This window comes from Pseudescherichia sp. AS216, from assembly GCF_037152055.1.
GTDB lineage: Bacteria > Pseudomonadota > Gammaproteobacteria > Enterobacterales > Enterobacteriaceae > Pseudescherichia.
Genome location: NZ_JBBCMV010000003.1, coordinates 386,720 through 409,390 on the forward strand (window position 1 = coordinate 386,720; position 22,671 = coordinate 409,390).

At 56.5% G+C, this 22,671-nt stretch carries 25 protein-coding genes; 13 read left to right on the forward strand and 12 right to left on the reverse strand.

The window, feature by feature from the left end; all coding sequences use genetic code 11:
* The first annotated feature begins 73 nt into the window (after nt 1–73).
* The 4 genes from mglA to WFN61_RS11125 all read left to right on the forward strand — a co-directional run bounded on the left by mglA (nt 74) and on the right by WFN61_RS11125 (nt 3,749).
* Nucleotides 74–1,594 carry a galactose/methyl galactoside ABC transporter ATP-binding protein MglA gene (mglA, locus tag WFN61_RS11110; RefSeq protein ID WP_144817112.1) on the forward strand — a complete coding sequence of 507 codons (1,521 nt, stop codon included), beginning with the start codon at nt 74–76 and terminating at the stop codon, nt 1,592–1,594.
* Between the two features lie 15 nt (nt 1,595–1,609).
* Nucleotides 1,610–2,620, forward strand: a complete 1,011-nt coding sequence (gene mglC / locus WFN61_RS11115) for a galactose/methyl galactoside ABC transporter permease MglC (protein ID WP_144817114.1) — start codon at nt 1,610–1,612, stop codon at nt 2,618–2,620.
* 324 nt (nt 2,621–2,944) lie between these two features.
* Nucleotides 2,945–3,124 carry a general stress protein gene (locus tag WFN61_RS11120; protein WP_042389732.1) on the forward strand — a complete coding sequence of 60 codons (180 nt, stop codon included), beginning with the start codon at nt 2,945–2,947 and terminating at the stop codon, nt 3,122–3,124.
* 145 nt (nt 3,125–3,269) lie between these two features.
* Nucleotides 3,270–3,749, forward strand: a complete 480-nt coding sequence (locus tag WFN61_RS11125) for a YciE/YciF ferroxidase family protein (protein ID WP_042389734.1) — start codon at nt 3,270–3,272, stop codon at nt 3,747–3,749.
* Nucleotides 3,750–3,887: 138 nt separating this feature from the next.
* Here WFN61_RS11125 and WFN61_RS11135 read toward each other — a convergent pair whose 3' ends face one another.
* The 4 genes from WFN61_RS11135 to WFN61_RS11150 are packed head-to-tail and all read right to left on the reverse strand — an operon-like array spanning nt 3,888 to nt 5,841.
* Nucleotides 3,888–4,334: a DUF421 domain-containing protein gene (locus WFN61_RS11135; protein WP_312282705.1), complete on the reverse strand. Its 447-nt coding sequence runs from the start codon at nt 4,332–4,334 to the stop codon at nt 3,888–3,890.
* 9 nt (nt 4,335–4,343) lie between these two features.
* The gene (locus tag WFN61_RS11140; protein WP_312282704.1) at nt 4,344–4,856 is read right to left on the reverse strand and encodes a hypothetical protein; all 513 of its coding nucleotides are present in this window, start codon (nt 4,854–4,856) and stop codon (nt 4,344–4,346) included.
* Between the two features lie 18 nt (nt 4,857–4,874).
* Nucleotides 4,875–5,642 carry a hypothetical protein gene (locus WFN61_RS11145; RefSeq protein ID WP_312272703.1) on the reverse strand — a complete coding sequence of 256 codons (768 nt, stop codon included), beginning with the start codon at nt 5,640–5,642 and terminating at the stop codon, nt 4,875–4,877.
* Between the two features lies 1 nt (nt 5,643).
* Nucleotides 5,644–5,841 (reverse strand): hypothetical protein, encoded by a 198-nt coding sequence (locus WFN61_RS11150; RefSeq protein ID WP_042389943.1) that lies wholly within the window; start codon nt 5,839–5,841, stop codon nt 5,644–5,646.
* Between the two features lie 113 nt (nt 5,842–5,954).
* Between WFN61_RS11150 and WFN61_RS11155 the strand changes: the two genes are divergently transcribed.
* On the forward strand, nt 5,955–6,287 hold the full coding sequence (locus WFN61_RS11155; protein WP_144817123.1) for an EmrE family multidrug efflux SMR transporter: 333 nt from the start codon (nt 5,955–5,957) through the stop codon (nt 6,285–6,287).
* A gap of 91 nt (nt 6,288–6,378) precedes the next feature.
* Entirely contained in the window at nt 6,379–7,605 is a 1,227-nt protein-coding gene (locus tag WFN61_RS11160; RefSeq protein ID WP_257758080.1) for an EAL and HDOD domain-containing protein, read from the forward strand.
* A gap of 3 nt (nt 7,606–7,608) precedes the next feature.
* Here WFN61_RS11160 and sanA read toward each other — a convergent pair whose 3' ends face one another.
* From sanA to WFN61_RS11180, 4 genes are all read right to left on the reverse strand, one after another.
* A complete protein-coding gene (sanA, locus tag WFN61_RS11165) occupies nt 7,609–8,328 on the reverse strand; it encodes an outer membrane permeability protein SanA (RefSeq protein WP_144817127.1) in 720 nt (239 codons plus the stop codon).
* A 125-nt stretch (nt 8,329–8,453) separates the two neighbouring features.
* On the reverse strand, nt 8,454–9,341 hold the full coding sequence (gene cdd, locus WFN61_RS11170; protein WP_144817129.1) for a cytidine deaminase: 888 nt from the start codon (nt 9,339–9,341) through the stop codon (nt 8,454–8,456).
* A gap of 129 nt (nt 9,342–9,470) precedes the next feature.
* Nucleotides 9,471–10,166 (reverse strand): CidB/LrgB family autolysis modulator, encoded by a 696-nt coding sequence (locus WFN61_RS11175; RefSeq protein WP_144817131.1) that lies wholly within the window; start codon nt 10,164–10,166, stop codon nt 9,471–9,473.
* Nucleotides 10,163–10,558, reverse strand: a complete 396-nt coding sequence (locus WFN61_RS11180; protein ID WP_144817134.1) for a CidA/LrgA family protein — start codon at nt 10,556–10,558, stop codon at nt 10,163–10,165. Before WFN61_RS11180 ends, WFN61_RS11175 begins: the two co-directional genes overlap by 4 nt.
* A 208-nt stretch (nt 10,559–10,766) precedes the next feature.
* Here WFN61_RS11180 and dusC point away from each other — a divergent pair, with 208 nt between their 5' ends.
* Both dusC and mdtQ read left to right on the forward strand, forming a co-directional pair.
* Nucleotides 10,767–11,720: a tRNA dihydrouridine(16) synthase DusC gene (dusC, locus tag WFN61_RS11185; RefSeq protein ID WP_257758077.1), complete on the forward strand. Its 954-nt coding sequence runs from the start codon at nt 10,767–10,769 to the stop codon at nt 11,718–11,720.
* Between the two features lie 138 nt (nt 11,721–11,858).
* The gene (gene mdtQ / locus WFN61_RS11190) at nt 11,859–13,298 is read left to right on the forward strand and encodes a multidrug resistance outer membrane protein MdtQ (RefSeq protein WP_337038683.1); all 1,440 of its coding nucleotides are present in this window, start codon (nt 11,859–11,861) and stop codon (nt 13,296–13,298) included.
* A gap of 72 nt (nt 13,299–13,370) precedes the next feature.
* Here mdtQ and yohP read toward each other — a convergent pair whose 3' ends face one another.
* On the reverse strand, nt 13,371–13,454 hold the full coding sequence (gene yohP / locus WFN61_RS11195; protein WP_000698460.1) for a small membrane protein YohP: 84 nt from the start codon (nt 13,452–13,454) through the stop codon (nt 13,371–13,373).
* Between the two features lie 180 nt (nt 13,455–13,634).
* On the opposite strand from yohP, the gene WFN61_RS11200 reads away from it, so the two are divergent.
* A complete protein-coding gene (locus WFN61_RS11200; RefSeq protein ID WP_144817142.1) occupies nt 13,635–14,405 on the forward strand; it encodes an SDR family oxidoreductase in 771 nt (256 codons plus the stop codon).
* A 17-nt stretch (nt 14,406–14,422) separates the two neighbouring features.
* Here the strand turns inward: WFN61_RS11200 and WFN61_RS11205 are convergent, their stop codons facing one another.
* The gene (locus WFN61_RS11205) at nt 14,423–15,001 is read right to left on the reverse strand and encodes a DedA family protein (protein WP_337038684.1); all 579 of its coding nucleotides are present in this window, start codon (nt 14,999–15,001) and stop codon (nt 14,423–14,425) included.
* A 163-nt stretch (nt 15,002–15,164) separates the two neighbouring features.
* On the opposite strand from WFN61_RS11205, the gene WFN61_RS11210 reads away from it, so the two are divergent.
* Nucleotides 15,165–15,752, forward strand: a complete 588-nt coding sequence (locus WFN61_RS11210) for a Yip1 family protein (RefSeq protein WP_238085191.1) — start codon at nt 15,165–15,167, stop codon at nt 15,750–15,752.
* 154 nt (nt 15,753–15,906) lie between these two features.
* The gene (pbpG, locus tag WFN61_RS11215) at nt 15,907–16,866 is read left to right on the forward strand and encodes a D-alanyl-D-alanine endopeptidase (protein ID WP_337038685.1); all 960 of its coding nucleotides are present in this window, start codon (nt 15,907–15,909) and stop codon (nt 16,864–16,866) included.
* 16 nt (nt 16,867–16,882) lie between these two features.
* Here pbpG and WFN61_RS11220 read toward each other — a convergent pair whose 3' ends face one another.
* A complete protein-coding gene (locus WFN61_RS11220) occupies nt 16,883–17,437 on the reverse strand; it encodes a GNAT family N-acetyltransferase (protein ID WP_144817151.1) in 555 nt (184 codons plus the stop codon).
* A gap of 14 nt (nt 17,438–17,451) precedes the next feature.
* On the reverse strand, nt 17,452–19,182 hold the full coding sequence (dld, locus tag WFN61_RS11225) for a D-lactate dehydrogenase (protein ID WP_337038686.1): 1,731 nt from the start codon (nt 19,180–19,182) through the stop codon (nt 17,452–17,454).
* 185 nt (nt 19,183–19,367) lie between these two features.
* Here dld and bglX point away from each other — a divergent pair, with 185 nt between their 5' ends.
* Nucleotides 19,368–21,665 (forward strand): beta-glucosidase BglX, encoded by a 2,298-nt coding sequence (gene bglX, locus WFN61_RS11230; protein ID WP_144817155.1) that lies wholly within the window; start codon nt 19,368–19,370, stop codon nt 21,663–21,665.
* Nucleotides 21,666–21,747: 82 nt separating this feature from the next.
* Nucleotides 21,748–22,665, forward strand: coding sequence for a glycine betaine ABC transporter substrate-binding protein OsmF (gene osmF / locus WFN61_RS11235; RefSeq protein WP_374544116.1), 918 nt, complete (start codon nt 21,748–21,750; stop codon nt 22,663–22,665).
* Nucleotides 22,666–22,671: the final 6 nt, after the last annotated feature.

Genomic DNA, 22,671 nt, shown 5'->3' on the forward strand with positions numbered 1-22,671 from the left:
TGTTCTGCTTTCACTGGGCGCATCTTGATGCGCCCTTTTATAACGCGATGTGCGAGGCCAACAAGGTATAATTATGGTCAGCGATACTACTCAGTCGTCAGGTGAATTCTTGTTGGAAATGAGCGGCATCAACAAGTCATTTCCCGGCGTTAAGGCACTCGATAACGTTAATTTAAAAGTGCGTCCGCACTCTATTCACGCCCTGATGGGTGAGAACGGCGCAGGAAAATCAACGTTATTAAAATGCCTTTTTGGGATCTATCAAAAAGATTCCGGCAGCATTCTATTCCAGGGTAAAGAGATCGATTTTCATTCGACCAAAGAGGCGTTGGAAAACGGGATATCTATGGTGCATCAGGAGCTTAACCTGGTGCTGCAGCGGTCGGTGATGGACAACATGTGGCTGGGGCGTTACCCCACCAAAGGCGTGTTCGTCGATCAGGATAAAATGTACCGCGATACGAAGGCTATTTTTGACGAGCTGGATATCGATATCGATCCGCGCGCCCGCGTAGGAACCCTCTCTGTTTCGCAAATGCAGATGATCGAAATTGCGAAGGCGTTCTCCTACGATGCCAAAATCGTCATTATGGATGAACCGACCTCCTCGCTGACCGAAAAAGAGGTCAATCATCTGTTTAAAATTATCCGCAAGCTGAAAGAGCGCGGCTGCGGTATCGTCTATATCTCGCACAAGATGGAAGAGATCTTCCAGCTTTGCGACGAAATTACCATCCTGCGCGACGGACAGTGGATCGCCACTCAGCCGCTGGAAGGGCTGGATATGGACAAAATCATTGCCATGATGGTTGGTCGCTCGCTGAACCAGCGCTTCCCGGACAAGCAGAACAAACCGGGTGAGACGATCATGCAGGTGCGCAATCTGACCTCCCTGCGTCAGCCTTCGATTCGCGACGTCTCCTTCGACCTGCACAAGGGTGAGATCCTCGGCATCGCCGGGCTGGTTGGGGCGAAGCGTACCGATATCGTGGAGACGCTGTTTGGTATCCGCGAAAAATCAGGCGGCACCATCACCCTGCACGGTAAAACCATTAACAACCACACCGCCCACGAAGCGATCAACAACGGCTTTGCGCTGGTGACCGAAGAGCGGCGCTCGACGGGGATCTACGCCTATCTGGATATCGGTTTTAACTCGCTTATCTCCAACATCCAGAACTACAAAAACAAAGTCGGCCTGCTGGATAACAGCCGGATGAAAAGCGACACCCAGTGGGTCATCGACTCGATGCGCGTGAAAACCCCGGGCCACCGCACGCAGATCGGCTCCCTCTCTGGTGGTAACCAGCAGAAGGTGATTATCGGCCGCTGGCTGCTGACCCAGCCGGAGATCCTGATGCTGGATGAGCCTACGCGCGGTATCGACGTGGGGGCAAAATTTGAGATCTACCAGCTGATTGCCGAGCTGGCGAAGAAAGAGAAGGGGATCATTATTATCTCCTCTGAAATGCCGGAGCTGCTTGGCATTACCGACCGTATTTTGGTTATGAGCAATGGCCTCGTTGCCGGAATTGTTGACACTAAAACGACAACGCAAAACGAAATTTTACGTCTTGCGTCTTTGCACCTTTAAGATCAGGGGCTTCACATGAGTGCGTTAGATAAAAAGAGTTTTCTCACTTACCTGAAAGAGGGCGGTCTGTACGTCGTTCTTTTGGTGTTGCTGGCCATTATTATTTTCCAGGATCCAACGTTCCTGAGTCTGCTTAACCTCAGTAACATTCTGACCCAGTCTTCGGTGCGTATTATTATCGCGCTGGGCGTGGCGGGGCTGATTGTCACCCAGGGGACCGACCTCTCTGCCGGACGTCAGGTTGGCCTGGCAGCGGTTGTCGCGGCAACGCTGCTCCAGTCAATGGAGAATGCCAACAAGGTGTTCCCGGAGATGGCAACCATGCCGATTATCGCGGTTATCGGTATCGTCTGTGTGATTGGCGCGGTCATTGGCCTGGTGAACGGGATTATCATTGCCTACCTGAACGTGACGCCGTTTATCACCACCCTGGGCACGATGATCATCGTCTACGGTATCAACTCCCTCTACTATGATTTCGTGGGCGCGTCGCCAATCTCTGGCTTTGACAGCGGCTTCTCAACCTTTACCCAAGGGTTCGTGGCGCTGGGCAGCTTCCGTCTCTCATATATTACCTTCTACGCGCTGATCGCCGTGGCCTTTGTCTGGATCCTCTGGAACAAGACGCGCTTCGGTAAAAATATCTTCGCTATCGGCGGCAACCCGGAAGCGGCCAAGGTCTCGGGCGTAAACGTGGCGCTGAACCTGCTGATGATCTATGCCCTGTCCGGCGTCTTCTACGCCTTTGGCGGGATGCTGGAAGCGGGCCGTATCGGCTCTGCAACCAACAACCTTGGCTTTATGTACGAGCTGGACGCCATCGCCGCCTGCGTAGTGGGTGGAGTCTCCTTCAGCGGCGGCGTGGGTACGGTACTGGGCGTAGTGACCGGGGTCATCATCTTTACCGTTATCAACTACGGTCTGACCTATATCGGCGTTAACCCGTACTGGCAGTACATCATCAAGGGCGGCATCATTATCTTCGCTGTAGCGCTGGACTCGCTGAAGTACGCACGCAAAAAATAACCTTACTGTTTCAGTTGGTTATCAAAGCCCGCCGCTCCGGTGGGCTTTTTTATTCGCGTTTCTTTATGCAAAGACATATTTTGCAATATTTAGCGGCAAAGATATATTTGCCGCTTCGCTTACTTTATATATTTCCTATCTGCTTGATTTCACATTATAAGGAAAAAATATTGCTCTCGGAATGCTCCTGGTATGCTTCGCTGTTGATATTTCCTTGAGTTTTTGACTTGAAGGCGGGGGAATTATGGCTACAGTTAAACATGCCTGACGGGGGAATACTTCCCTCTATTTTTAAACCAAAACTGTATGTGGAAGGAGTATATTATGGCCCAACAACATCGTGGCGGTTCAGGAAACTTCGCAGAAGATAAACAGCGTGCATCTGAAGCAGGCCGTAAAGGCGGGCAGCAGAGCGGCGGGAACTTTAAAAACGACCCGCAGCGCGCATCTGAAGCAGGTAAGAAAGGCGGACAAAACAGTCACAGCGGCGGTCGTTCCTCCTGACCGTAGTACACATATATCTTATTTAATTCATTAACCCTGATTAAACAGATATATATTGACTGTCGGTGGCAATCCTGTAATTACCTTTACAGGATTGCCACACTTAATTAAGGATCCATTTCGGCGACCTAAAGAGGAATTAATTATGCCAGCGGTAAAAACACTTGAAGATCTTTTTATTCATGAACTGTCAGACATATACAGCGCCGAGAAACAAATAGCGCGCGCACTGCCAAAAATGGCCCGTGCAGCGACCTCAGAACAATTGGTTACCGCGTTTGAAACCCATCTCGAAGAGACCCGCGGCCAGATTGAACGAATCGACCAGATTGTTGAAGTAACTGAAGGCCTGCGTATTCGCCGTATGAAATGCCACGCCCTTGAGGGTCTGGTGGAAGAGGCGCAGGAGATCATTGATTCTGTCCAAGCAGGTGAACTGCGCGACGAGGGTCTGATTGGTGCCGCACAAAAAGTTGAGCACTATGAGATCGCCTCTTACGGTACGCTGCGTACTCTGGCCCTGAAGCTGGGCTACAAAGAAGCGGCTAAGCTGCTGGAAGAGACGCTGAACGAAGAGAAACAGACCGATGTGAAACTCACCGGTATTGCCGAAGGCAAAAAATAAGGAGGCGCTATGCGTATTAACTACTCCCTGAACGTTGAAAAAGACGATCCTTCCGAATCGCCGGAGTCTGGCGATAAAAAGCCTGAGAAAAAGTAGCTCAGGCTTGAAGAGAACCGGTCAGCCATGCTGGCCGGTTTTTTATTTACTCGTCGGGATGATAGAGATATGGCCGTTCTGCTCCAGAATGGCGTACTTGATATCGGCTAGCTTGTCGATTCCCTGACCGTTACGGGCAAAAGCCATAATATCGTCATAGGAGATATCGGCCTGCTTCATTCTCTTCTCAAGCAGTCGACCATTTTCAACGAGGATCACCGGCGTCCCGTCAATAGCCGCTTCGACCCCAGGAAGATACCGCTTCAGATAGCCAAACAGCATATCCACCACCACCAGGGTAATAATCGTCAGCGCTGCACCGGTAACGGAAAAGTCATTGCCTAACAGCGCCTGCTGTGTCGCCTCACTGATAATCAGCAGCAGGATCAGGTCAAACGACGTCATCTGCATCAGCGCCCGCCGTCCGGCAATCTTAAATACCACCATCAACACCAGATAGATAGCCAACGCTCTGAGTACCATTTCCATATTGTGCTCCTAGGGGTAAGTAAACTGCCAGAAAGAGAGCGGCGGGCCGTTGTTAAGGGTAACGGTACTTGTACTGCTGCCGGGCTGCTGTGGAAGCAGTCCCAGCCAGAGCGTCCCCCCGGAGAGTAGCTTGCTGCGTCCATACTCCAGTACCAGATTTTCGCCCTGGCTCCAGGTTCGGTCCGGTTGCGGCTGAAGGGTATCGATCTTAAACGCCCGCATAAAGTCCCCGCCCAGCGTAACGGTGAGCGTCTCGTCACCGGCTGCTTTAGCGAAGATTTTCATATCCACATCGCTCTGGTGACGGTTAAAGCGCTCGTAGCTTAGCGTTAGCGTATGGTCGGCGCTGCTGCGCTCGACGTGGCTAAAGTGACCCCGGGAAAACAGGCCGCCCAATGCCGCCAGCACGATAAACAGCAGCACAAAGAAGCCAAATCGCCGCGCGTTGGCTTCAAAGCTTAACCAGAGCTGCTTCTCCCGCACCGGAGGCGGGTTCTGATCGGGTGGAGACGTTTTATGCATCGCGCTTTCCTGTTGAGGTTATGCCTGCGGCTCTTCTTTGATGCCCATCGCCATGACCTGCGCCGGATCGAACAGCGACAGGCTCTCCACCTCATCAAGCAGGATCACCTTGCGGAAATCCAGGGCCGACTGCGGCTCGGTATCGAGGTTGATCTCGTGCTTGGCATACCAGGCGCTGTAGTTATTCTCAATATTGAGCTGGTGGGAGTGACGATCCCGGTGGCCGCTGAGCATTGGGATCAGTTCGATATTTCTCACCTCGGTATCGTCAAGCGTAGCGCCGTGGATCATGCCAATATAGACCCGCTGCGATTTCAGAGTGATCCATGCCAGCTGGCCTGTCTCCATACACTGGTAGAGCAGCCCCTCCACGCCGTTGCCCCGCGTGAGAAATTTATACAGCTGGCGGCGACCGTTGCCGTCGAGACGAGCGCTGCCTGCCCAGTTCGAGCGATAGAGGCAGAACAGGGTCGCAAAGGCGAGCATGATCACCACTGGAGCCTGAATGCCGAGGAAGCTCCAGTTCATAAAGGTCACCTGGAGACGGTGCTCTTCTGAGCCAAACCATTGCGGCAGCGCATCCATGCCCATAGATGAAAACAGCAGCAGCAGCCACACCAGGGCGGTAGCAATGATCCCCTGTAGCATAAAGATGCAGCCGTAAAGGGCTACCAGAAAGTAGACGTCCCAGCCAAAGGAGCGCCGCAGTTTAAAGCGGGTAGAGAGATCGCGGCTGGTGTACCAGTAGCCGGAAACCATCAACACCATAAATATTGCTGTCGCCATTTTATGCCCTCTTTAGTGCATCAACATGGCGGATAAAATCCTCCTTCACGGCCTGGCTGCGGACGTTAACCCGCGCTCTGCCGTCCTCATCAATAATGATCCGCTCGCCGTCGTCGATAGATTCCTGAACGTCACGATGATCGGTTACCTGGAGTAGCTTTTCCGGACTGGTGAATAGATAGCGTAGAATTCTCACAATGAACAACCTCCTGTGTCAGTAACAGTATAGATGCCCTGTGGCAGAGGTTATAAAGTAGCGATATGTAACGGCAGATGGCATATTTTACAAAATGATTTAAAACAGGAGGATTCATGCACGCTTATGTTCATCTGGGGATCGCCATTGTGGCAGAAGTGATCGGTACAACGCTGATGCGCTACTCCGAGGGGTTTACAAAACTGTGGCCGACGGTGGCCGCGTTGGGCTGCTATGCCGTGGCGTTCTGGTTTCTCTCCCAAACCCTACAGTACATTCCTACCGGCATTGCCTACGCCATCTGGTCCGGGGTGGGTATCGTACTGATTAGCGCTGCGGGATGGATCTTTAGCGGTCAGAAGCTGGACCTGCCAGCCATCGGTGGAATGGCACTGATTTGTGCGGGCGTACTGGTGATCAACCTCTTTTCTAAAAGCGTTGTGCATTAAAGTGTGAGCTAGCGCGGGCTGAGCACTCGATCTCAGAGGGGATTTAGCTATAGTTAAATTTTGCCGCTAGCATATGCCATGGAGAGGAGATATGTACTCTTTTGTTGCGAGACAACCCATTTTTGACAAAAACATGGCGACCGTTGGCTGGGAGCTGCTGTTCCGTGACGGGTTAACCAACCGGTTTCCAGACGTCTCGTCTGAGTATGCGACAAAACAAATTATCTCCGATCTCTTCTTCTCTACGCCGCTCCCATCGCTGGTGGGTAAGCACGCCTGCTATATCAACTTTCCCGGCGAGATGATCGTTCAGGGCTTTGCCGATGCGCTTCCCCACGACAAGGTGGTGATTGAGATCCTTGAGACAGCCACGCCTGATAACGAGCTGCTGGCCGCCGTGCGTCGTCTCTACGCCAGTGGATTTCAAATTGCCCTCGATGACTTTGCCCTTAAAAATGAGTGGGAGCGCTTTTTTCCCTATATCAGCATTATCAAATTCGATATTCAGGCCCAGACCTTCGATGAGATCTCAGGCTATATTACGCAAAACCGTAACCGGCTAGGCAAGGTTACGCTGCTGGCTGAAAAGGTCGAAACGCAAGAGGAGTTCGATCGGTATCGCGCGTTCGGCTTCGATCTCTTTCAGGGCTACTTCTACAGCAAGCCCGAGGTATTGCAAAACAAGCGGCTATCACAAAACAAGGTGTTGCAGATCCAGCTGATTGCCGAGGTTAACGCTCAGAATCCGGATCTGGCGAAAATTGAAAACTATCTCAAGAGCGATATCAGTCTCTCCTATACTCTGATGCGTTATACCCGCAACGTAGTCTACAACACGCGCGGCATTGAGATAGTGAAAAACAGCACCCTCAAGGACACGCTGCTCTATCTTGGCTTTAACGAGCTGCGCCGCTTTGTTTCGATCTCCTGCCTGACCAGTATCGCCAACGTTAAGACGACCGAGCTGTACCACATGAGTCTGGTGCGAGGGATGTTCTGCGAGCTGCTTGCCAAAGCGGCAGGGCGGGAATCGCTCTCTCATGACGCCTTCTTCTGCGGCCTGTTTTCGCTGCTGGACGTTATTCTTGGCATCGCGCTGGAGGATCTGGTTAAGCAGATTGCGCTATCGGAGCGGGTTACGCAGGCGCTTACCGATCAGGAGGGCGTGCTTTATCCCTTCCTGGAAGTGGCCCGCCTCTATGAACAGCAGCGCTGGGAGGAGGTTAACGCGGCGGCAAAAAGCCTTGGGCTCTCTCCTGAGGCGGTGATAGAGATTATGAAACGCGCCACCACCTGGGCAGACAATATCGCCTTCTGAGCACTACTTTTTCGCTTTTGGCTGCAGATCCATCAGCTGCTCCGGCGTGACGGCGGGGTAGCCCTGCGCATCGTCCGGCACCTCCTGGAGTGAAGAGATGGGCAGCAGCGGGCCGAGGAAGCGTGGCTCGCGCTTGAAGATATAGAGATCCGCCAGCGCGCCAAGACGCGCGCCAAACTCCCGCACCCGCACGGTGAGCATATCTTTCGGCGAAGGCACGGCGTAGCACTGGGCCTGAATGCCCCGGTGCAGGGCGATAAACAGCGCGCGCTCGCAGTGGAAGCGCTGGGTAATAATAATAAAGTCGTTGGCGTCGAAGACCTTACGCGTGCGCACGATGGAGTCCAGGGTGCGGAAACCCGCGTAATCAAGCACGATATCCTGCGGGTCTACCCCGGCGGCAATCAGATCCTTGCGCATGGTAACCGGCTCGTTGTAGCTCTGTTGGGCATTGTCGCCGCTCAGCAGCAGATAGTTCACCTTGCCGCTGTTGTAGGCGTTCAGCGCGCCCTGAATGCGGTAGCGATAGTACTGATTAATGACTCCGGTGCGGTAATACTTAGCAGTACCCAGCACGACCCCAACCTGGCGATAGGGCAGATCTTGCAAATCGTCGTAGATCCACGGAGAGGTTTTCCAGCTTATCCAGCGGTCAAGAACAAGCGCAGTTAACAGCAGCAAGCCGATGATGACTAACAGGCTGTATAACAAACGCTTTAACATGCAGATAGCTCGATGCGGAGATGAAATTTCATTCAGGCTACTTTACCCGCAGAGGAAGCGCAAGAATCAGCGATTCAACTGCGGGGATTTTCATCACAATCTTTTCATTGTGTTAGCACCGCGGCTCAGGCCGGCAGTGCCACACGCTCAACGTAGCGGCATCCCAGCGCTCTCAGCGTGGCGGAGGTGGCATCCCACTGGGTGAGCGGCGCGTCCGGGCGTTCGGCCAGTACAGCACGGCGCATATCCGGATAGTCATAGCCGTTCAGGCTCAGCAGATTGAGCGCACCCTGTAACGGCGGCAGGGATGGGTTGAAAGCCGCATTTTCCGCATAGCGCCCGGCGAAAATTTGCCCGTTGCTCAGCTCGATGGCGACGCCGGAGGGGGCGTTGCTGTAAGGCGCATGGCTCTGGTTGGCGGCGGTGATGGCCGCTTTGACCAGCGCCTCCCCCTCAGACGTGAAACCGTGATCCTCGTCATCCATCAGCAGAGTGTTAATTTCAAGATCTTTGGGACCAAAGGCGTCGGGCAGGTAATCCGCCAGAGTATGGGGATCGCGGCCTGGGAGAGCAATACGCAGATCGAGACCGCTGTTCAGCTCGTTCATAAACTGACGGCAGTGCCCACAGGGGGTGTAGTTAACGGTGATAGCCACCAGCGATTTCTCCCCCCGCAGCCAGGCGTGGCTGATGGCGCTCTGCTCGGCGTGAACGGTCTGCTGCATGCTGGAGCCAAGAAACTCCATATTACCGCCGAAGTACCACGTGCCGCTCACCCCGCGGGCGATGGCACCCACGTTAAAATGCGAGAGATCGGCCCGGGCGCAGGCGGCGGCCAGCGGCAGGAGCGCAAAGGCCAGCGCGTCTTCATCCAGTCCGGTGGCGCTCACCAGCGCCTTCACCTGCTCCGCGCTCAGCATGGCGGGAAAATGGTCATCCGCAAGAAGGGGGGCTAAAGCGGATTGCAGATCCTTCGCAAGATTAGCGAAAGCCGAGTGAAAACGTGAATGCATGGCGTTGCCTCATAGCAGTGTAATGGGAGCCTAGTGTAAAGAGCGTAAGGCGCTTTATATGTGATTCAAATCACACTCTATATGCAACTTATGAAATTCAAATGAAAAATGCGCGACGCATCGCAAATTTTAACCCACCAGCGTCAGGATCAGCGGGAAGATCAGGGGAGCCATCAGCGAGGTGATAATCCCGCAGAGCACCAGCGCCAGTGAACTGAATGCGCCCTCCTGATAATCCAGCTCCGCACAGCGTGCGGTGCCCAGGGCGTGGGAGGCGGTACCCATTGCCAGACCTCGGGCCGCTTTAGTTCGAATACGCATCAGGTTCAGCAGGGTATGGCCAAATACCGCCCCAAGGATGCCTACAAAGATCACGCACACCGCGCTAATGGCCGGGATCCCACCGATGCTGCCCCCAACCGCCATGGCAATCGGCGTGGTAACCGATTTTGGCAGGATCGAGGCGGCGATCTCCGGTGAGGCGCCCATCAGCAGGGCAACGGTAGTGCCGGTGACCATCGCGACCACGCTGCCGATAAAGCAGATGGAGATAATCGATTTCCAACGGGCGCGGATCTGATGCAGCTGCTCATACAGCGGGTAGGCCAGCGCCACTACGGCGGGCTGGAGCAGATCGTTAAGGATTTTGCTCCCGGCGAAGTAGCGCTCATAGGGGATGCCGGTCAGCAGCAGGAAGGGGATCAGCACCACCATCGCCACCAGCAGCGGATTGAGCAGGGGCATCTTAAAACGCGCCGCCAGCTTGCGGGCTGCAAAGAAGACCGCCAGCGTCAGCGGCAGCGACCACCAGATATTTTCCATCACGATTTTGCTCCTTTCTCACCAACCTTGCGCTCGCCGTGCACCAGGTGCGAGCTCCAGCTCACGACAAGGAAGACAACAAGCGTGCTGATCGCGCAGGAGACCACCACCGGCCCGAACTGCGCCCGCAGCACGTCGTAGTACTGCATCACGCCCACGCCGATGGGTACAAACAGCAGCGCCATATAGCGGATCAGCACGTAGCAGCCGGGATTAACCCATTTTGCCGGCAGGATTTGCAGCGCCAGCAGAAAGAACATGATCAGCATGCCGATAATGCTGCCGGGAATGGTAATGGGCAGCAGGGAAGAGATAGCGATTCCGGCATACAGGCAGGCATAAATCAGCACAAAAGCGCGAAGATACTGCCAGACAACGGTCAATGATTTGGACATGGTTCAAGCCTCTGATGAAACGTATTCATCATACAATTGATTCGATAACTGTGCTATCGATCACATCATGAATTGTGAGCATACCAAATATTCCTAAATGGAACGTCAGGCATTCACACAAGATTAGGCGTAAACCGGGCGATAAAGCCCCTTTCACCCATGGGCCAGAGGCGCTACCATACGCGCCTCTTTTCTGACGGGTAACGTTATGCGTGTATTACTGGCACCGATGGAAGGCGTGCTCGATTCGCTGGTGCGCGAGCTGCTGACCGGGGTAAATGATTACGATCTCTGCATGACCGAGTTTTTACGCGTGGTCGATCAGCTGCTGCCGGTAAAATCGTTCTATAAGATCTGCCCTGAACTGCATCGCCAGAGCCGGACGCTGAACGGCACCCCGGTGCGGATCCAGCTGCTGGGCCAGTATCCGCAGTGGCTGGCAGAGAATGCCGCGCGCGCCGTAGAGCTCGGCTCGTACGGGGTCGATCTCAACTGCGGCTGTCCGTCAAAACTGGTGAACGGCAGCGGCGGTGGGGCGACCCTGCTCAAAGACCCTGAGCTGATCTACCGCGGTGCCAAAGCGATGCGTGAAGCCGTGCCGGCCTCGCTGCCTGTTACCGTAAAGATACGCCTCGGCTGGGACAGCGGCGCGCGGCAGTTTGAGATCGCCGATGCGGTGCAGCAGGCGGGAGCCACCGAGCTGGTGGTCCACGGCCGCACGAAAGAGGATGGCTATAAAGCGGAGCGCATCAACTGGCAGGCGATTGGCGAAATCCGTAAGCGGCTGACCATCCCGGTGATTGCGAACGGTGAGATCTGGGACTGGCAGAGCGCGCAGGATTGCCTGGCGGTGACCGGCTGCGATGCGGTGATGATTGGCCGCGGCGCGCTGAACGTGCCTAACCTCAGCCGAGTGATCAAAGATAACGCACCGCGCATGCCCTGGCCGGAGGTGGTCGGCCTGCTCCAGCAGTACAGCCAGCTTGAGAAGCAGGGCGATACGGGGATGTACCATGTGGCGCGTATCAAGCAGTGGCTGGGCTATTTACGCAAAGAGTATGCCGAAGCCGACGGCCTGTTCAGCGAGATCCGTACCCTGAAGCAGTCGGCGGCGATTGCCACCGCCATTGAGGCTGCGGCTAAGCATATTCGAGAAGAATAGTTTTATTTATATCATTGATAAGGTGAATATTTTTCCAGCTGTGTCTTTTTATGATCGGCTGTGTTTTGCCACGCTTACCTAAAAAACGGGATAGAAGTATGTGTACTCTGCAACGCCCTGGTTTAGCAGAGCGTATCTATGAGTCGTCCTTTTATTCTCGCCGCTGCGGCGTGCTTCCCGCTGGTATCCCTTCTTAGCGGATGCGCGCCGATGCATGACAGCGTCGTCCCCCTGAAAGAGCAGGCCCCGGCAGCGGCGGCTACCCCGCGCTTACCTCCGGCGCTGGCCGCTGGCTGGCCGCAGAGCCAGTGGTGGCAGGCGTATCACGATCCGCAGCTAAACGCCCTGATTGAGCGCGCCCTGGCGCATGCGCCGGATATGCAGGTGGCAGAGCAGCGTATTCACCTTGCCGAAGCGCAGGCGCAGCGCGTCGCCGCCAACGGTGGCCCGGAGGTTGATTTTTCCGCCGACGTCGAGCGGCAGCGCATGTCCGCCGAGGGGTTAATGGGGCCCTTTGCCATAACCGATCCCGCTGCCGGAACCACCGGACCCTGGTATACCAACGGCACCTTCGGCCTTACCGCCGGTTGGGACCTGGATCTGTGGGGGAAAAACCGTGACGAGGTAGCCGCCCGCATTGGCAACGTGCGCGCTCATGAAGCGGAGCGTCAGCAGACGCGTCAGCTGCTGGCGACCAGCGTGGCACGCCTCTACTGGCAGTGGCAGACCGAGGCCGCCATCAGTCAGGTGCTGGACGAGATCGAACGTAACCAGCAGACGATTGTTGCCGCCGACCGCCAGCTTCATCAGGCGGGCATCACCTCTTCGGTGGCGGACGCGGAAAACAGCATCGACGAAGAGAAAACCCGCCAGCAGCAGAGCGAGGCCCGGGGTAAAATGCGGCTGATTGAAGCCCGCCTGATGGCGCTGACGGACAGCAGCGCTGCCACGCTGCATCTGCAGCCGGTCAGGTTGCCGAAGGTTGAAGGTAAAATGCCTGCGCAGCTCGGCTACGATCTGCTGGCTCGTCGTCCGGATCTGCAGGCGGCGCACTGGTACATTGAGTCCTCTCTCAGCAGCGTAGAGGCGGCAAAAGCCGCTTTCTACCCGGATCTTAACCTGATGGCGTTTCTCCAGCAGGACGCCCTGCACCTGAGCGATCTCTTTCGCCACTCAGCCCAGCAGATGGGCGTTACCGGCGGGCTGACGCTGCCTGTCTTTGACAGCGGGCGGCTTAACGCCAGCCTTAATATTGCCGAAGAGGAGCATAACCTCTCTATTGCCAACTATAACAAGGCGGTCGTGGACGCGGTCAACGAGGTCGAGAAGGCGGCGGTACAGGTCGAAACGCTGGCGGACGAGAATCAACGTCAGCAGCAGATTGAGCAGGATACGGGACGCATTGTCGCGTTAGCCGAAGCGCGCTTTAAGGTAGGGATTATTCCCGGCATGCGGGTTAGCCAGAGCCGACTGCCGCTGCTCCAGGAGCAGATTAACGGCATCACCCTGCACGGCCAGTGGCTGGACGCCACGTTGCAACTCACCTCCACGCTAGGTGGGGGGTATCATCAGGTTTAATCGCGATAGTAGGATGGTGGGGTCGAGTAACGCATTTTGCCCCCTTGCGGGGGCCATGTTCAGGCGAACATCTTAGAAAATCATCTTAAACACGCCGGTTACCACCAACAGCCCAATCAGAAAAATAATCAAAATAGCCCAAAGTAAAATTTTCATCGTCCTGTCCTTTTATCGTGACGTTTGGCTGATACCTCTGAAAGCATAGACAATTATCTGCCGTTTTGCCTGGCCGAGGCAGAAAATGGCCCGTGTCCTTGCGATAGCCGGGAACTCTCTATACTTACTGTTCAGCTTTTTCGCGTTCTCCCCTTATCACTTCTTTTTGCGGAGGTTCTTATGGGCACGACAAACAAGGTTGCCATCGTCACGGCATCAGATTCAGGTATCGGCAAGCAGTGCGCGCTGGTATTGGCAAAGCAGGGGTACGACATTGGCATCACCTGGCACTCGGACGACGAGGGGGCAAAAGAGGTGGCGGAAGCCGTTGCCTCGTTTGGTCGTCGGGCCGAAACCGTGCAGCTCGACCTGAGTAACCTGCCCGAGGGGGCGCAGGCTATTCAGACCCTGATCGACAGGTTCGGACGCATCGACGTGCTGGTCAACAACGCCGGGGCGATGAGCAAGGCGCCGTTTTTAGAGATGGCGTTTGAGGAGTGGCGCACCGTCTTTACCGTTGACGTTGACGGCGCGTTCCTGTGCGCGCAGATCGCGGCCAGAAAGATGGTGGAGCAGGGCGAGGGCGGGCGCATTATCAATATTACCTCCGTGCATGAGCACACCCCGCTGCCGGAGGCCAGCGCCTACACCGCGGCCAAGCACGCTCTCGGCGGGCTGACCAAGTCGATGGCGATGGAGCTGGTGCAGCACAAAATCCTGGTGAACTCGGTAGCGCCGGGGGCCATCGCCACCCCGATGAACGACATGAAGGATGAGGATGTGGAAGAGGGCTCTATGCCGAATATTCCGCTGGCCCGGCCAGGCCACACCCAGGAGATTGCCAGCCTGGTGGGCTGGCTCAGCTCTGAGGATGCCACTTATACCACCGGCCAGTCGTTTATCGTAGACGGCGGCTTTATGCTGGCCAACCCGCAGTACAAACCCCAGTAGGCCACAGGCGGGAGGGGCTACTCTCCCGTCTCTTTGTCTTTTGCCAGCCAGCGTTTGAGCACCGCCCGCAGTACAAAGACGACAACGACCGCCACAATCAGCCATATCCAGTGCTTCAGGTGCTGATCCAGGGTATGCAGCCATGGGCCTACCACCTCGCCGCCCACGTAGCCGAGGGTGGTAAAGATCAGCGCCCAGACGATAGCGCCCACGATATTGAGCGGAATAAAAATCCGCGGTGAGAGGCCGCTGGAGCCAATCAGCAGCGGGCCGATGATGCGAAAGCCATACATAAAGCGGGTGCCGATCACGAAGAGCCACGGCCGTTTTTTGATCAGCCGTTGGGCACGATCGATTTTCTTCTGATGGCGCGAAAAGTGACCCAATACGCGATCCCCCAGGCGGCGGCCAAGCAGAAAGAGCAGCTGATCGCCAATCATGCCTCCCAGCGCCACCGCCGCGACCACCAGCCAGAAGCGCAGCAGGCCCTGATGCGCTGCCACGCCGCCGAGCAGGGTAATGGTTTCACCTTCTGCCACGCTGCCTACCACCAGCGCGGCGTAACCGTAGTGCGCAATCAGGTTGTTGATATCCATGCGAGTTATGCTTCCTCCAGACTAAAAAGATTGTATAAGCATAGCGTCTGAAGAGAGTGAGCAGCGGGCCATCGCGGCAGAGCGTACCTCTTTGCACAAAAAATAATCAGCATTTGCATTATACTAAAGGCGTTATCATCAGGGCTGACAGCAAGGGGGCGTTATGAACCATGTCTGGGGACTCCTGTCCCATCCCGATCGTGAAATGAAAGTGATCAGAGGCGAAAACGAAACGGTTTCGCACCACTATACCCACCACGTTCTACTGATGGCGGCAATTCCAGTTGTCTGTGCATTTATTGGTACCACCCAGCTCGGCTGGCACTTTGGCGAAGGTGTCTTCTCAAGGCTGTCACTCTCTACGGCACTGTTACTCGGTATTCTCTTCTACGGCCTGATGCTGGCCGGCGTGGCGGTAATGGGACGGGTTATCTACTGGATGGCGCGCAATATACCCCAGCGGCCGTCGCTGGCCCGCTGCATGGTCTTTGCTGGCTACGTCGCAACGCCGCTCTTCTTGAGCGGCCTGGTGGCGCTCTACCCGCTGGTCTGGCTCTGCGCGCTGGTCGGCACCGTGGCGCTGTTCTATACCGGTTATCTGCTCTACGTCGGCATTCCGACCTTCCTGAACATTAATCAGGAGGAGGGGCTGAGCTTCTCCAGCTCGACGCTGGCGATTGGCGTGCTGGTGCTGGAGGTGCTGCTGGCGCTGACGGTGGTGCTGTGGGGTTACGGCTATCGTCTGTTCTGAACCGGGCGCAAAGGGTGCGTTACGTTCAGCAAAGAATCTTCTCTGGCGACAACGCATGATGGCAGCTATCATGCGTTGGCCAGCTTTTGCCATTTTCTGCCTGCAAAAGCGGTGTGCGTCATCACGCGCGTGAATAATCACCAGAAGTCTCACCATGCTGAAATTTCGAGTTTCCCTGTTAAGCCTTGCCCTGCTGCTGACCGTTCCCGTCGCCTCCCAGGCGCTGGCAAAAACCGCTGCTGCTACCACCTCTGCCACCACCGCTGCGCAACCTGAGATCGCCTCCGGCAGCGCGATGATTGTCGATCTGCAAACCAATAAAGTGATCTACGCCAGCCATCCGGATCTGGTGCGGCCGATTGCCTCTATCACCAAGCTGATGACGGCGATGGTGGTGCTGGATGCGCACCTGCCGCTGGACGAGCGTTTGAAGGTGGATATCAGCCAGACGCCAGAGATGCGTGGCATCTACTCCCGCGTGCGTCTGAACAGTGAAATTAGCCGTAAGAACATGCTGCTGCTGGCGCTGATGTCCTCAGAGAACCGCGCTGCGGCGAGCTTAGCCCACCACTATCCGGGTGGCTACGGTGCGTTTATTCGGGCGATGAATGCGAAGGCAAAATCCCTGGGCATGGTGAATACCCGCTTTGTGGAGCCGACCGGTCTGTCGATCCATAACGTCTCTACCGCGCGTGATTTGACCCGGCTGCTGATTGCCAGCAAGCAGTATCCGCTGATCGGCCAGCTCAGCACCACCCGAGAGGAGATGGCGACCTTCTCCACTCCGGCTTACACCCTGCCGTTTCGCAATACCAACCACCTGGTCTATCGCGACAACTGGAATATTCAGCTGACTAAAACCGGCTTCACTAACGCCGCCGGGCACTGCCTGGTGATGCGGACGGTGATCAATAACAAACCGGTGGCGCTGGTGGTGATGGACGCCTTTGGCAAATACACCCACTTCGCCGACGCCAGCCGTCTGCGGACCTGGATTGAGACCGGTAAGGTGCAGCCTGTGCCAGCATCGGCGCTGAGCTATAAGCGCCAGAAGGCAGCCCAGATGGCAATCAACGCCACCGGCAGCGCGGCGCAAACCGCGCAAAATGATTAATCAGCTAAATCAGTCACTACTCAGGCAGCGTCCAGTCTCCATCGTTGAGCGGGCGCTGCATGATTAGCGTATCCCGCCAGTCACCCTTTTTGTAGCCGACGCTGCGCAGCTGTCCCACCACCTCAAAGCCGTGGCTTTTATGCAGGCGCAGAGAGCCTTCATTTTGATGGCCGTCGCCAATAACCGCCACCATCTGCCGCCACGGGCCCGCTTCACAGCGGTCGAGCAAGGCCTGCATCAGCGTGCTGCCGATCTGCCGCCCGGTCAGGGTGGACTCAATGTAGATAGAGCATTCAAGGGTATAGCGATAGGCGTGGCGCGGGCGGTAAGGCCCCGCGTAGCAGTAACCGACGATGATGCCGCGATAGAGCGCCACCAGCCAGGGCAGACCCTCGCTGGTAATTTTTGCGATCCGCTGACGCATCTCGTCGATGGTGGGGGGCACCTCCTCAAAAGAGGCGCGGCCATGCAGAACATGCCAGGCGTAGATCGCTGAGATAGCGTGTACGTCGTCCGGCCGGGCATCGCGGACTTCAACGTCATTTATGGCTAAAACATCAACAGCAGACATCGCGCTGTACTCCTTTACGACCGGGGCTGGTCAGCGCCTTCGCCCCAGTACTTCCGCTTACTGGTTTTGCCAATGCCGGGATTCATGCTGTTAGTGGGATCGAGCTCGCGATAGTTGCGTTTCAGGCTCTCAGCCGCCTCATACAGATGCCCGACGTTATGTTCAGCCGGATACTGCGCGCCACGCTCGTGCAGCAGCGCCAGCATCTGTGCTTTAAGCTCATGGACATCAACGCCTCGCTTGACGATGTAGTCCTGATGGAAAACGTGACAGAAAAAGTGGCCATAGTAAAGCTTATGCGTCAGTTTGCTGGCAATGGCGTCCGGCAGCGTTTCAAACCACTCGGTGTCGTTGCGCCGCAGGGCGATATCCAGGGCCAGAATCTCCTCGACCTCATCGGCATGCACGGCCTGGTAACGGATGGCGGCCCCCGCCGCGGCGAAGCGGTGCAGGAAGGCTTTGTTTCCCTCCTCGGTGGTGCAGGCGAAGAAGCCGCCTTCGGCCTCGGTAAAGTACTCTTTCAACCAGCTCTGCGCTTCGGCAATACCGTCCCCGGCCATTTTCAACAGCAGGTGGTGCTCATACTTGTTGCGCCAGCTTTTCATGCGCGGCGGCAGGTGTCCTGGGAAGACGCTGCCTACGCGCTGCATCAGGCGATCGGTGAAGTGGGGCTTAAACAGCGTCACCTTCTCCAGCATGGCGTCGGCGCGCCCTTTCAGGGTGAAGAGCAGCGGCATCTTATCGGTACCGAGCTTGTCGATCATCAGGAAGGTATCTTTGCCGTAGCGCTCGGCAATATCGTAGATATCCCGATGCATATACTCTGCCGCTACCGGCAGGTTAGTAAAGTTCGCCAGCATATGGCGGCGGATCTCCGTCAGCACCGCCGGCTGGTTGGTGCCGATATAGAACACCTGCTGGCGCTTGGCGGCGGCAAAGGTATCGAGGCGCACGGCGAAGACCGCCAGCTTGCCCGCGCAGCCGGAGGATTCAAACAGACGATCCGGATCGGCATTGTAGCGCGCAGGGGTATCGGCCTCGATATCACGCACCCGCTCTACGTAGTCGCTGTCATGGGCATGGCGGCCATCGTGACGCACGTCAGCATCGGTGACGCGCTGATCGTCGAGCTTGCTGAGGATCTGCTCCGGCGTCTCGCCGAGGTCAATCCCCAGGTGATTCACCAGCCGCAGCTGGCCCTGCTCGTCAATGCGGGCAAAAAGCGACATCTCGGTATAGGCCGGACCGCGCTGCACCAGCGAGCCGCCGGAGTTGTTGCATACCCCGCCGATCACCGACGCCCCGATGCACGAGGAGCCAATCACCGAGTGCGGCTCCCGGCCCAGCGGCTTCAGCGCTTTTTCCAGGGAGTAGAGGGTGGTGCCAGGCCAGGCCAGCACCTGCTTGCCCTCATCGATCAGCTGGAGCCGATCGAGGCGCAGGGTGCTGATAATCACGATGTCGCGATCGTAGTCGTTGCCGCTCGGCGTTGAGCCTTCGGTAAGGCCGGTATTCGCCGCCTGCATCAAAATGATCTTATCGTTACGCACGCAAAGATTGAGCACGTGCCAGAGCTGCAGCAGCGTCTCGGGGAAGACCACTGCCAGCGCCTTGCCCTCGCCGGAGCGGAAGCCTTTGCGGTAGCGGGCGGTCTTGGCCGGATCGGTAAGCAGCTGCGCATGGCCCACCAGTCGGGCAAGTTCGCTGAGAAAGAGGGGGTTATTTTGTAGGGGCACAGCAGACATTTTCCACTCCTTGTGGCAAGGCCAGAATCATCTGATAAAGCATAGCGCGGGAAAATCTATCCCGGCGGACTAATTGCCAGAAAAATAAGAGAATAACCCTGCAAGGCGCGCTACGATTATGGCACACTGCATTTTTTGCACGGTCAGGCCGCTGAGTCGGCTGTTAATACAAGAGAGTGAACGACATGAAATGGCTATGTTCAGTAGGTGTCGCCGTAGGGCTGGCGCTGCAACCCGCGTTGGCAGAGGATACGTCCGCTAACCATCCCCTGACGCCGCAGGCGCGGGATGCATACGTCACGGATTTACTCAAAAAGATGACGGTCGACGAAAAAATTGGCCAGCTACGCCTGATCAGCGTCGGACCGGATAACCCGAAAGAGGCGATCCGCGACATGATCAAAGCCAGCCAGGTGGGGGCGATTTTTAACACCGTGACCCGCCAGGATATCCGTGCGATGCAGGATCAGGCGATGCAGCTTAGCCGCCTGAAGATCCCTCTCTTTTTCGCCTTCGACGTGGTGCACGGTCAGCGTACCGTTTTCCCAATTAGCCTCGGCCTGGCCTCCTCCTTCGATCTTGACGCGGTCAAAACCGTCGGCCGCATCTCCGCCTATGAAGCGGCGGACGACGGTCTGAACATGACCTGGGCTCCGATGGTCGACGTCACGCGCGATCCGCGCTGGGGCCGTGGCTCCGAGGGCTTTGGGGAGGATACCTACCTTACCGCGATGATGGGTAAAACCATGGTCGAAGCGATGCAGGGCAAAAGCCCGGCGGATCGCTACTCGGTGATGACCAGCGTGAAACACTTCGCTGCCTACGGTGCCGTGGAGGGCGGGAAAGAGTACAACACCGTCGACATGAGCCCGCAGCGCCTGTTTAACGACTACATGCCGCCCTATAAAGCGGCGCTGGACGCCGGCAGCGGCGGGGTGATGATTGCCCTTAACTCGCTCAACGGCACCCCGGCCTCCTCTGATTCGTGGCTGCTGAAGGATCTCCTGCGCGATGACTGGAAATTTAAAGGCATCACTATCTCCGATCACGGGGCGATTAAAGAGCTGATCAAACACGGTACGGCCGCGGATCCAGAGGATGCGGTGCGTGTGGCGATCAAGTCTGGCGTCGATATGAGCATGGCCGATGAGTACTACAGCAAGTACCTGCCGGGGCTGATCAAGAGCGGCAAAGTCACCATGGACGAGCTGGATGACGCCACGCGCCACGTGCTCAACGTCAAATACGATATGGGGCTGTTCAACGATCCCTACAGCCACCTCGGCCCGAAAGAGAGCGATCCGCAGGACACCAACGCCGAGAGCCGCCTGCACCGCAAAGAGGCGCGGGAAGTGGCGCGCGAAAGCATGGTGCTGCTGAAAAACCGCCTGGAGACGCTGCCGCTGAAAAAATCGGCCACCGTTGCCGTGGTGGGGCCGCTGGCCGACAGCAAGCGTGACGTGATGGGCAGCTGGTCCGCCGCTGGGGTGAGTGACCAGTCCGTGACCGTACTGACCGGGATCAAAAATGCGGTCGGCAGCGAAGGGAAAGTCATCTTTGCGAAAGGCGCAAACGTCACCAACGACAAAGATATTATTACGTTCCTTAACCAGTATGAGCCGGCTATTCAGGTTGACGAGCGCACGCCGCAGGCAATGATTGACGAAGCGGTCAAGGCAGCGAATGACGCTGACGTGGTAGTCGCCGTGGTGGGCGAGTCTCAGGGCATGGCGCACGAGGCCTCCAGCCGGACCGACATCACCATTCCTCAGAGCCAGCAGGATCTGATCGCCGCTCTGAAAGCCACCGGCAAGCCGCTGGTGCTGGTGTTGATGAACGGCCGTCCGCTGGCCATGGTCAAGCAGGACCAGCAGGCAGATGCCATTCTGGAAACCTGGTTCGCCGGTACCGAGGGCGGCAACGCCGTAGCCGACGTGCTGTTTGGCGACTACAACCCGTCCGGCAAGCTGCCGATCTCCTTCCCGCGTTCGGTAGGGCAGATCCCGGTCTACTACAGCCACCTGAACACCGGTCGTCCGTACAACGCCGAGCACCCCAATAAGTACACCTCGCGCTACTTTGACGAGGCTAACGGGCCGCTTTACCCGTTCGGCTACGGCCTGAGCTACACTACCTTCAGCGTCTCTGACGTTAAGCTCTCCGCCCCGACGCTCTCGCGTGACGGTACGGTCACCGCCAGCGTTGACGTGACCAACACCGGCAAGCGGGAAGGGGCCACGGTAATGCAGATGTACATTCAGGATGTTACCGCCTCCCAGAGCCGTCCGGTGAAGGAGCTAAAGGGCTTTGATAAGGTCAACCTCAAGCCGGGCGAGACCCAGACCGTCAGCTTCCCGATCGACATTAATGCCCTGAAGTTCTGGAATCAGAAGATGAAATACGATGCTGAACCAGGCAAGTTTAATGTCTTTATCGGCACCGACTCCGCCCGGGTAAAACAGGCGCAGTTCGCGTTGCAATAAGCAAAAGGGCCAGTTTACTGGCCCTTGTTTTTATGAGATGAGTAAGAGCAACCGCAATTTCAACAAGAATGAGGAAAGTGCAATGGCAATGATAAAAACAACGCTGAGCTCACTGGTATTGATGGCTGCCGTGAGCCTGCCTGCGCTGGCGGCTGAGCCGGTCAAAGTCGGCTCGAAAATTGATACCGAAGGGGCGCTGCTCGGCAATATTATTCTGCAAGTGCTGGAAAGCCACGGCGTAAAAACCGTCAATAAAGTTCAGCTGGGAACCACGCCGGTAGTACGCGGGGCGATCACCTCCGGCGAGCTGGACATCTATCCAGAGTACACCGGCAACGGCGCGTTCTTCTTTAAAGATGAGAACGATGCGGCATGGAAAAACGCCCAGCAGGGCTACGAGAAGGTCAAAAAGCTCGACTTTGAGCAGAACAAGCTGGTGTGGCTGACTCCGGCTCCGGCCAACAACACCTGGACCATCGCCGTACGCAAAGAGATGGCGGAGAAGAACAAGCTCACCTCGCTGGCCGATCTCAGCGGCTACCTGAAGAAGGGCGGGGCGTTTAAGCTGGCGGCGTCGGCAGAGTTTATCGAGCGCGCCGATGCCCTCCCGGCGTTTGAAAAAGCCTACGACTTCAAGCTGGATCAGAAGCAGCTCCTCTCCCTGGCCGGGGGCGATACGGCGGTTACCATTAAAGCGGCGGCTCAGCAGACCTCTGGCGTGAACGCGGCGATGGCCTACGGTACCGACGGCCCGGTTGCGGCTCTTGGCCTGCAAACCCTGAGCGATCCAAAAGGCGTTCAGCCGATCTATGCCCCGACGCCGGTAGTGCGTGAGGCGGTGCTGAAGGCCTATCCGCAGCTGGAAGAGTGGCTGAAGCCGGTATTTGCCAGCCTGGATGAGAAAACGCTCCAGCAGCTTAATGCCAGCATCGCCGTTGAAGGGCTGGATGCCAAAAAAGTCGCCGCCGATTATCTGAAACAGAAAGGGCTGGTGAAGTAATCCGCC

Bases quoted from the DNA above. Each gene is read 5' to 3' on its own strand.
- bglX (WP_144817155.1), top strand. From the start codon at position 19,368: ATGAAATGGCTATGTTCAGTAGGTGTCGCCGTAGGGCTGGCGCTGCAA.
- WFN61_RS11155 (WP_144817123.1), top strand. From the start codon at position 5,955: ATGCACGCTTATGTTCATCTGGGGATCGCCATTGTGGCAGAAGTGATC.
- WFN61_RS11140 (WP_312282704.1), bottom strand. From the start codon at position 4,856: ATGCATAAAACGTCTCCACCCGATCAGAACCCGCCTCCGGTGCGGGAG.
- osmF (WP_374544116.1), top strand. From the start codon at position 21,748: ATGGCAATGATAAAAACAACGCTGAGCTCACTGGTATTGATGGCTGCC.
- WFN61_RS11145 (WP_312272703.1), bottom strand. From the start codon at position 5,642: ATGGCGACAGCAATATTTATGGTGTTGATGGTTTCCGGCTACTGGTAC.
- WFN61_RS11135 (WP_312282705.1), bottom strand. From the start codon at position 4,334: ATGGAAATGGTACTCAGAGCGTTGGCTATCTATCTGGTGTTGATGGTG.
- yohP (WP_000698460.1), bottom strand. From the start codon at position 13,454: ATGAAAATTTTACTTTGGGCTATTTTGATTATTTTTCTGATTGGGCTG.
- mdtQ (WP_337038683.1), top strand. From the start codon at position 11,859: ATGAGTCGTCCTTTTATTCTCGCCGCTGCGGCGTGCTTCCCGCTGGTA.
- WFN61_RS11160 (WP_257758080.1), top strand. From the start codon at position 6,379: ATGTACTCTTTTGTTGCGAGACAACCCATTTTTGACAAAAACATGGCG.
- WFN61_RS11120 (WP_042389732.1), top strand. From the start codon at position 2,945: ATGGCCCAACAACATCGTGGCGGTTCAGGAAACTTCGCAGAAGATAAA.
- pbpG (WP_337038685.1), top strand. From the start codon at position 15,907: ATGCTGAAATTTCGAGTTTCCCTGTTAAGCCTTGCCCTGCTGCTGACC.
- WFN61_RS11125 (WP_042389734.1), top strand. From the start codon at position 3,270: ATGCCAGCGGTAAAAACACTTGAAGATCTTTTTATTCATGAACTGTCA.
- mglC (WP_144817114.1), top strand. From the start codon at position 1,610: ATGAGTGCGTTAGATAAAAAGAGTTTTCTCACTTACCTGAAAGAGGGC.
- WFN61_RS11200 (WP_144817142.1), top strand. From the start codon at position 13,635: ATGGGCACGACAAACAAGGTTGCCATCGTCACGGCATCAGATTCAGGT.
- sanA (WP_144817127.1), bottom strand. From the start codon at position 8,328: ATGTTAAAGCGTTTGTTATACAGCCTGTTAGTCATCATCGGCTTGCTG.
- dusC (WP_257758077.1), top strand. From the start codon at position 10,767: ATGCGTGTATTACTGGCACCGATGGAAGGCGTGCTCGATTCGCTGGTG.
- dld (WP_337038686.1), bottom strand. From the start codon at position 19,182: ATGTCTGCTGTGCCCCTACAAAATAACCCCCTCTTTCTCAGCGAACTT.
- WFN61_RS11180 (WP_144817134.1), bottom strand. From the start codon at position 10,558: ATGTCCAAATCATTGACCGTTGTCTGGCAGTATCTTCGCGCTTTTGTG.
- WFN61_RS11210 (WP_238085191.1), top strand. From the start codon at position 15,165: ATGAACCATGTCTGGGGACTCCTGTCCCATCCCGATCGTGAAATGAAA.
- cdd (WP_144817129.1), bottom strand. From the start codon at position 9,341: ATGCATTCACGTTTTCACTCGGCTTTCGCTAATCTTGCGAAGGATCTG.
- WFN61_RS11205 (WP_337038684.1), bottom strand. From the start codon at position 15,001: ATGGATATCAACAACCTGATTGCGCACTACGGTTACGCCGCGCTGGTG.
- WFN61_RS11220 (WP_144817151.1), bottom strand. From the start codon at position 17,437: ATGTCTGCTGTTGATGTTTTAGCCATAAATGACGTTGAAGTCCGCGAT.
- mglA (WP_144817112.1), top strand. From the start codon at position 74: ATGGTCAGCGATACTACTCAGTCGTCAGGTGAATTCTTGTTGGAAATG.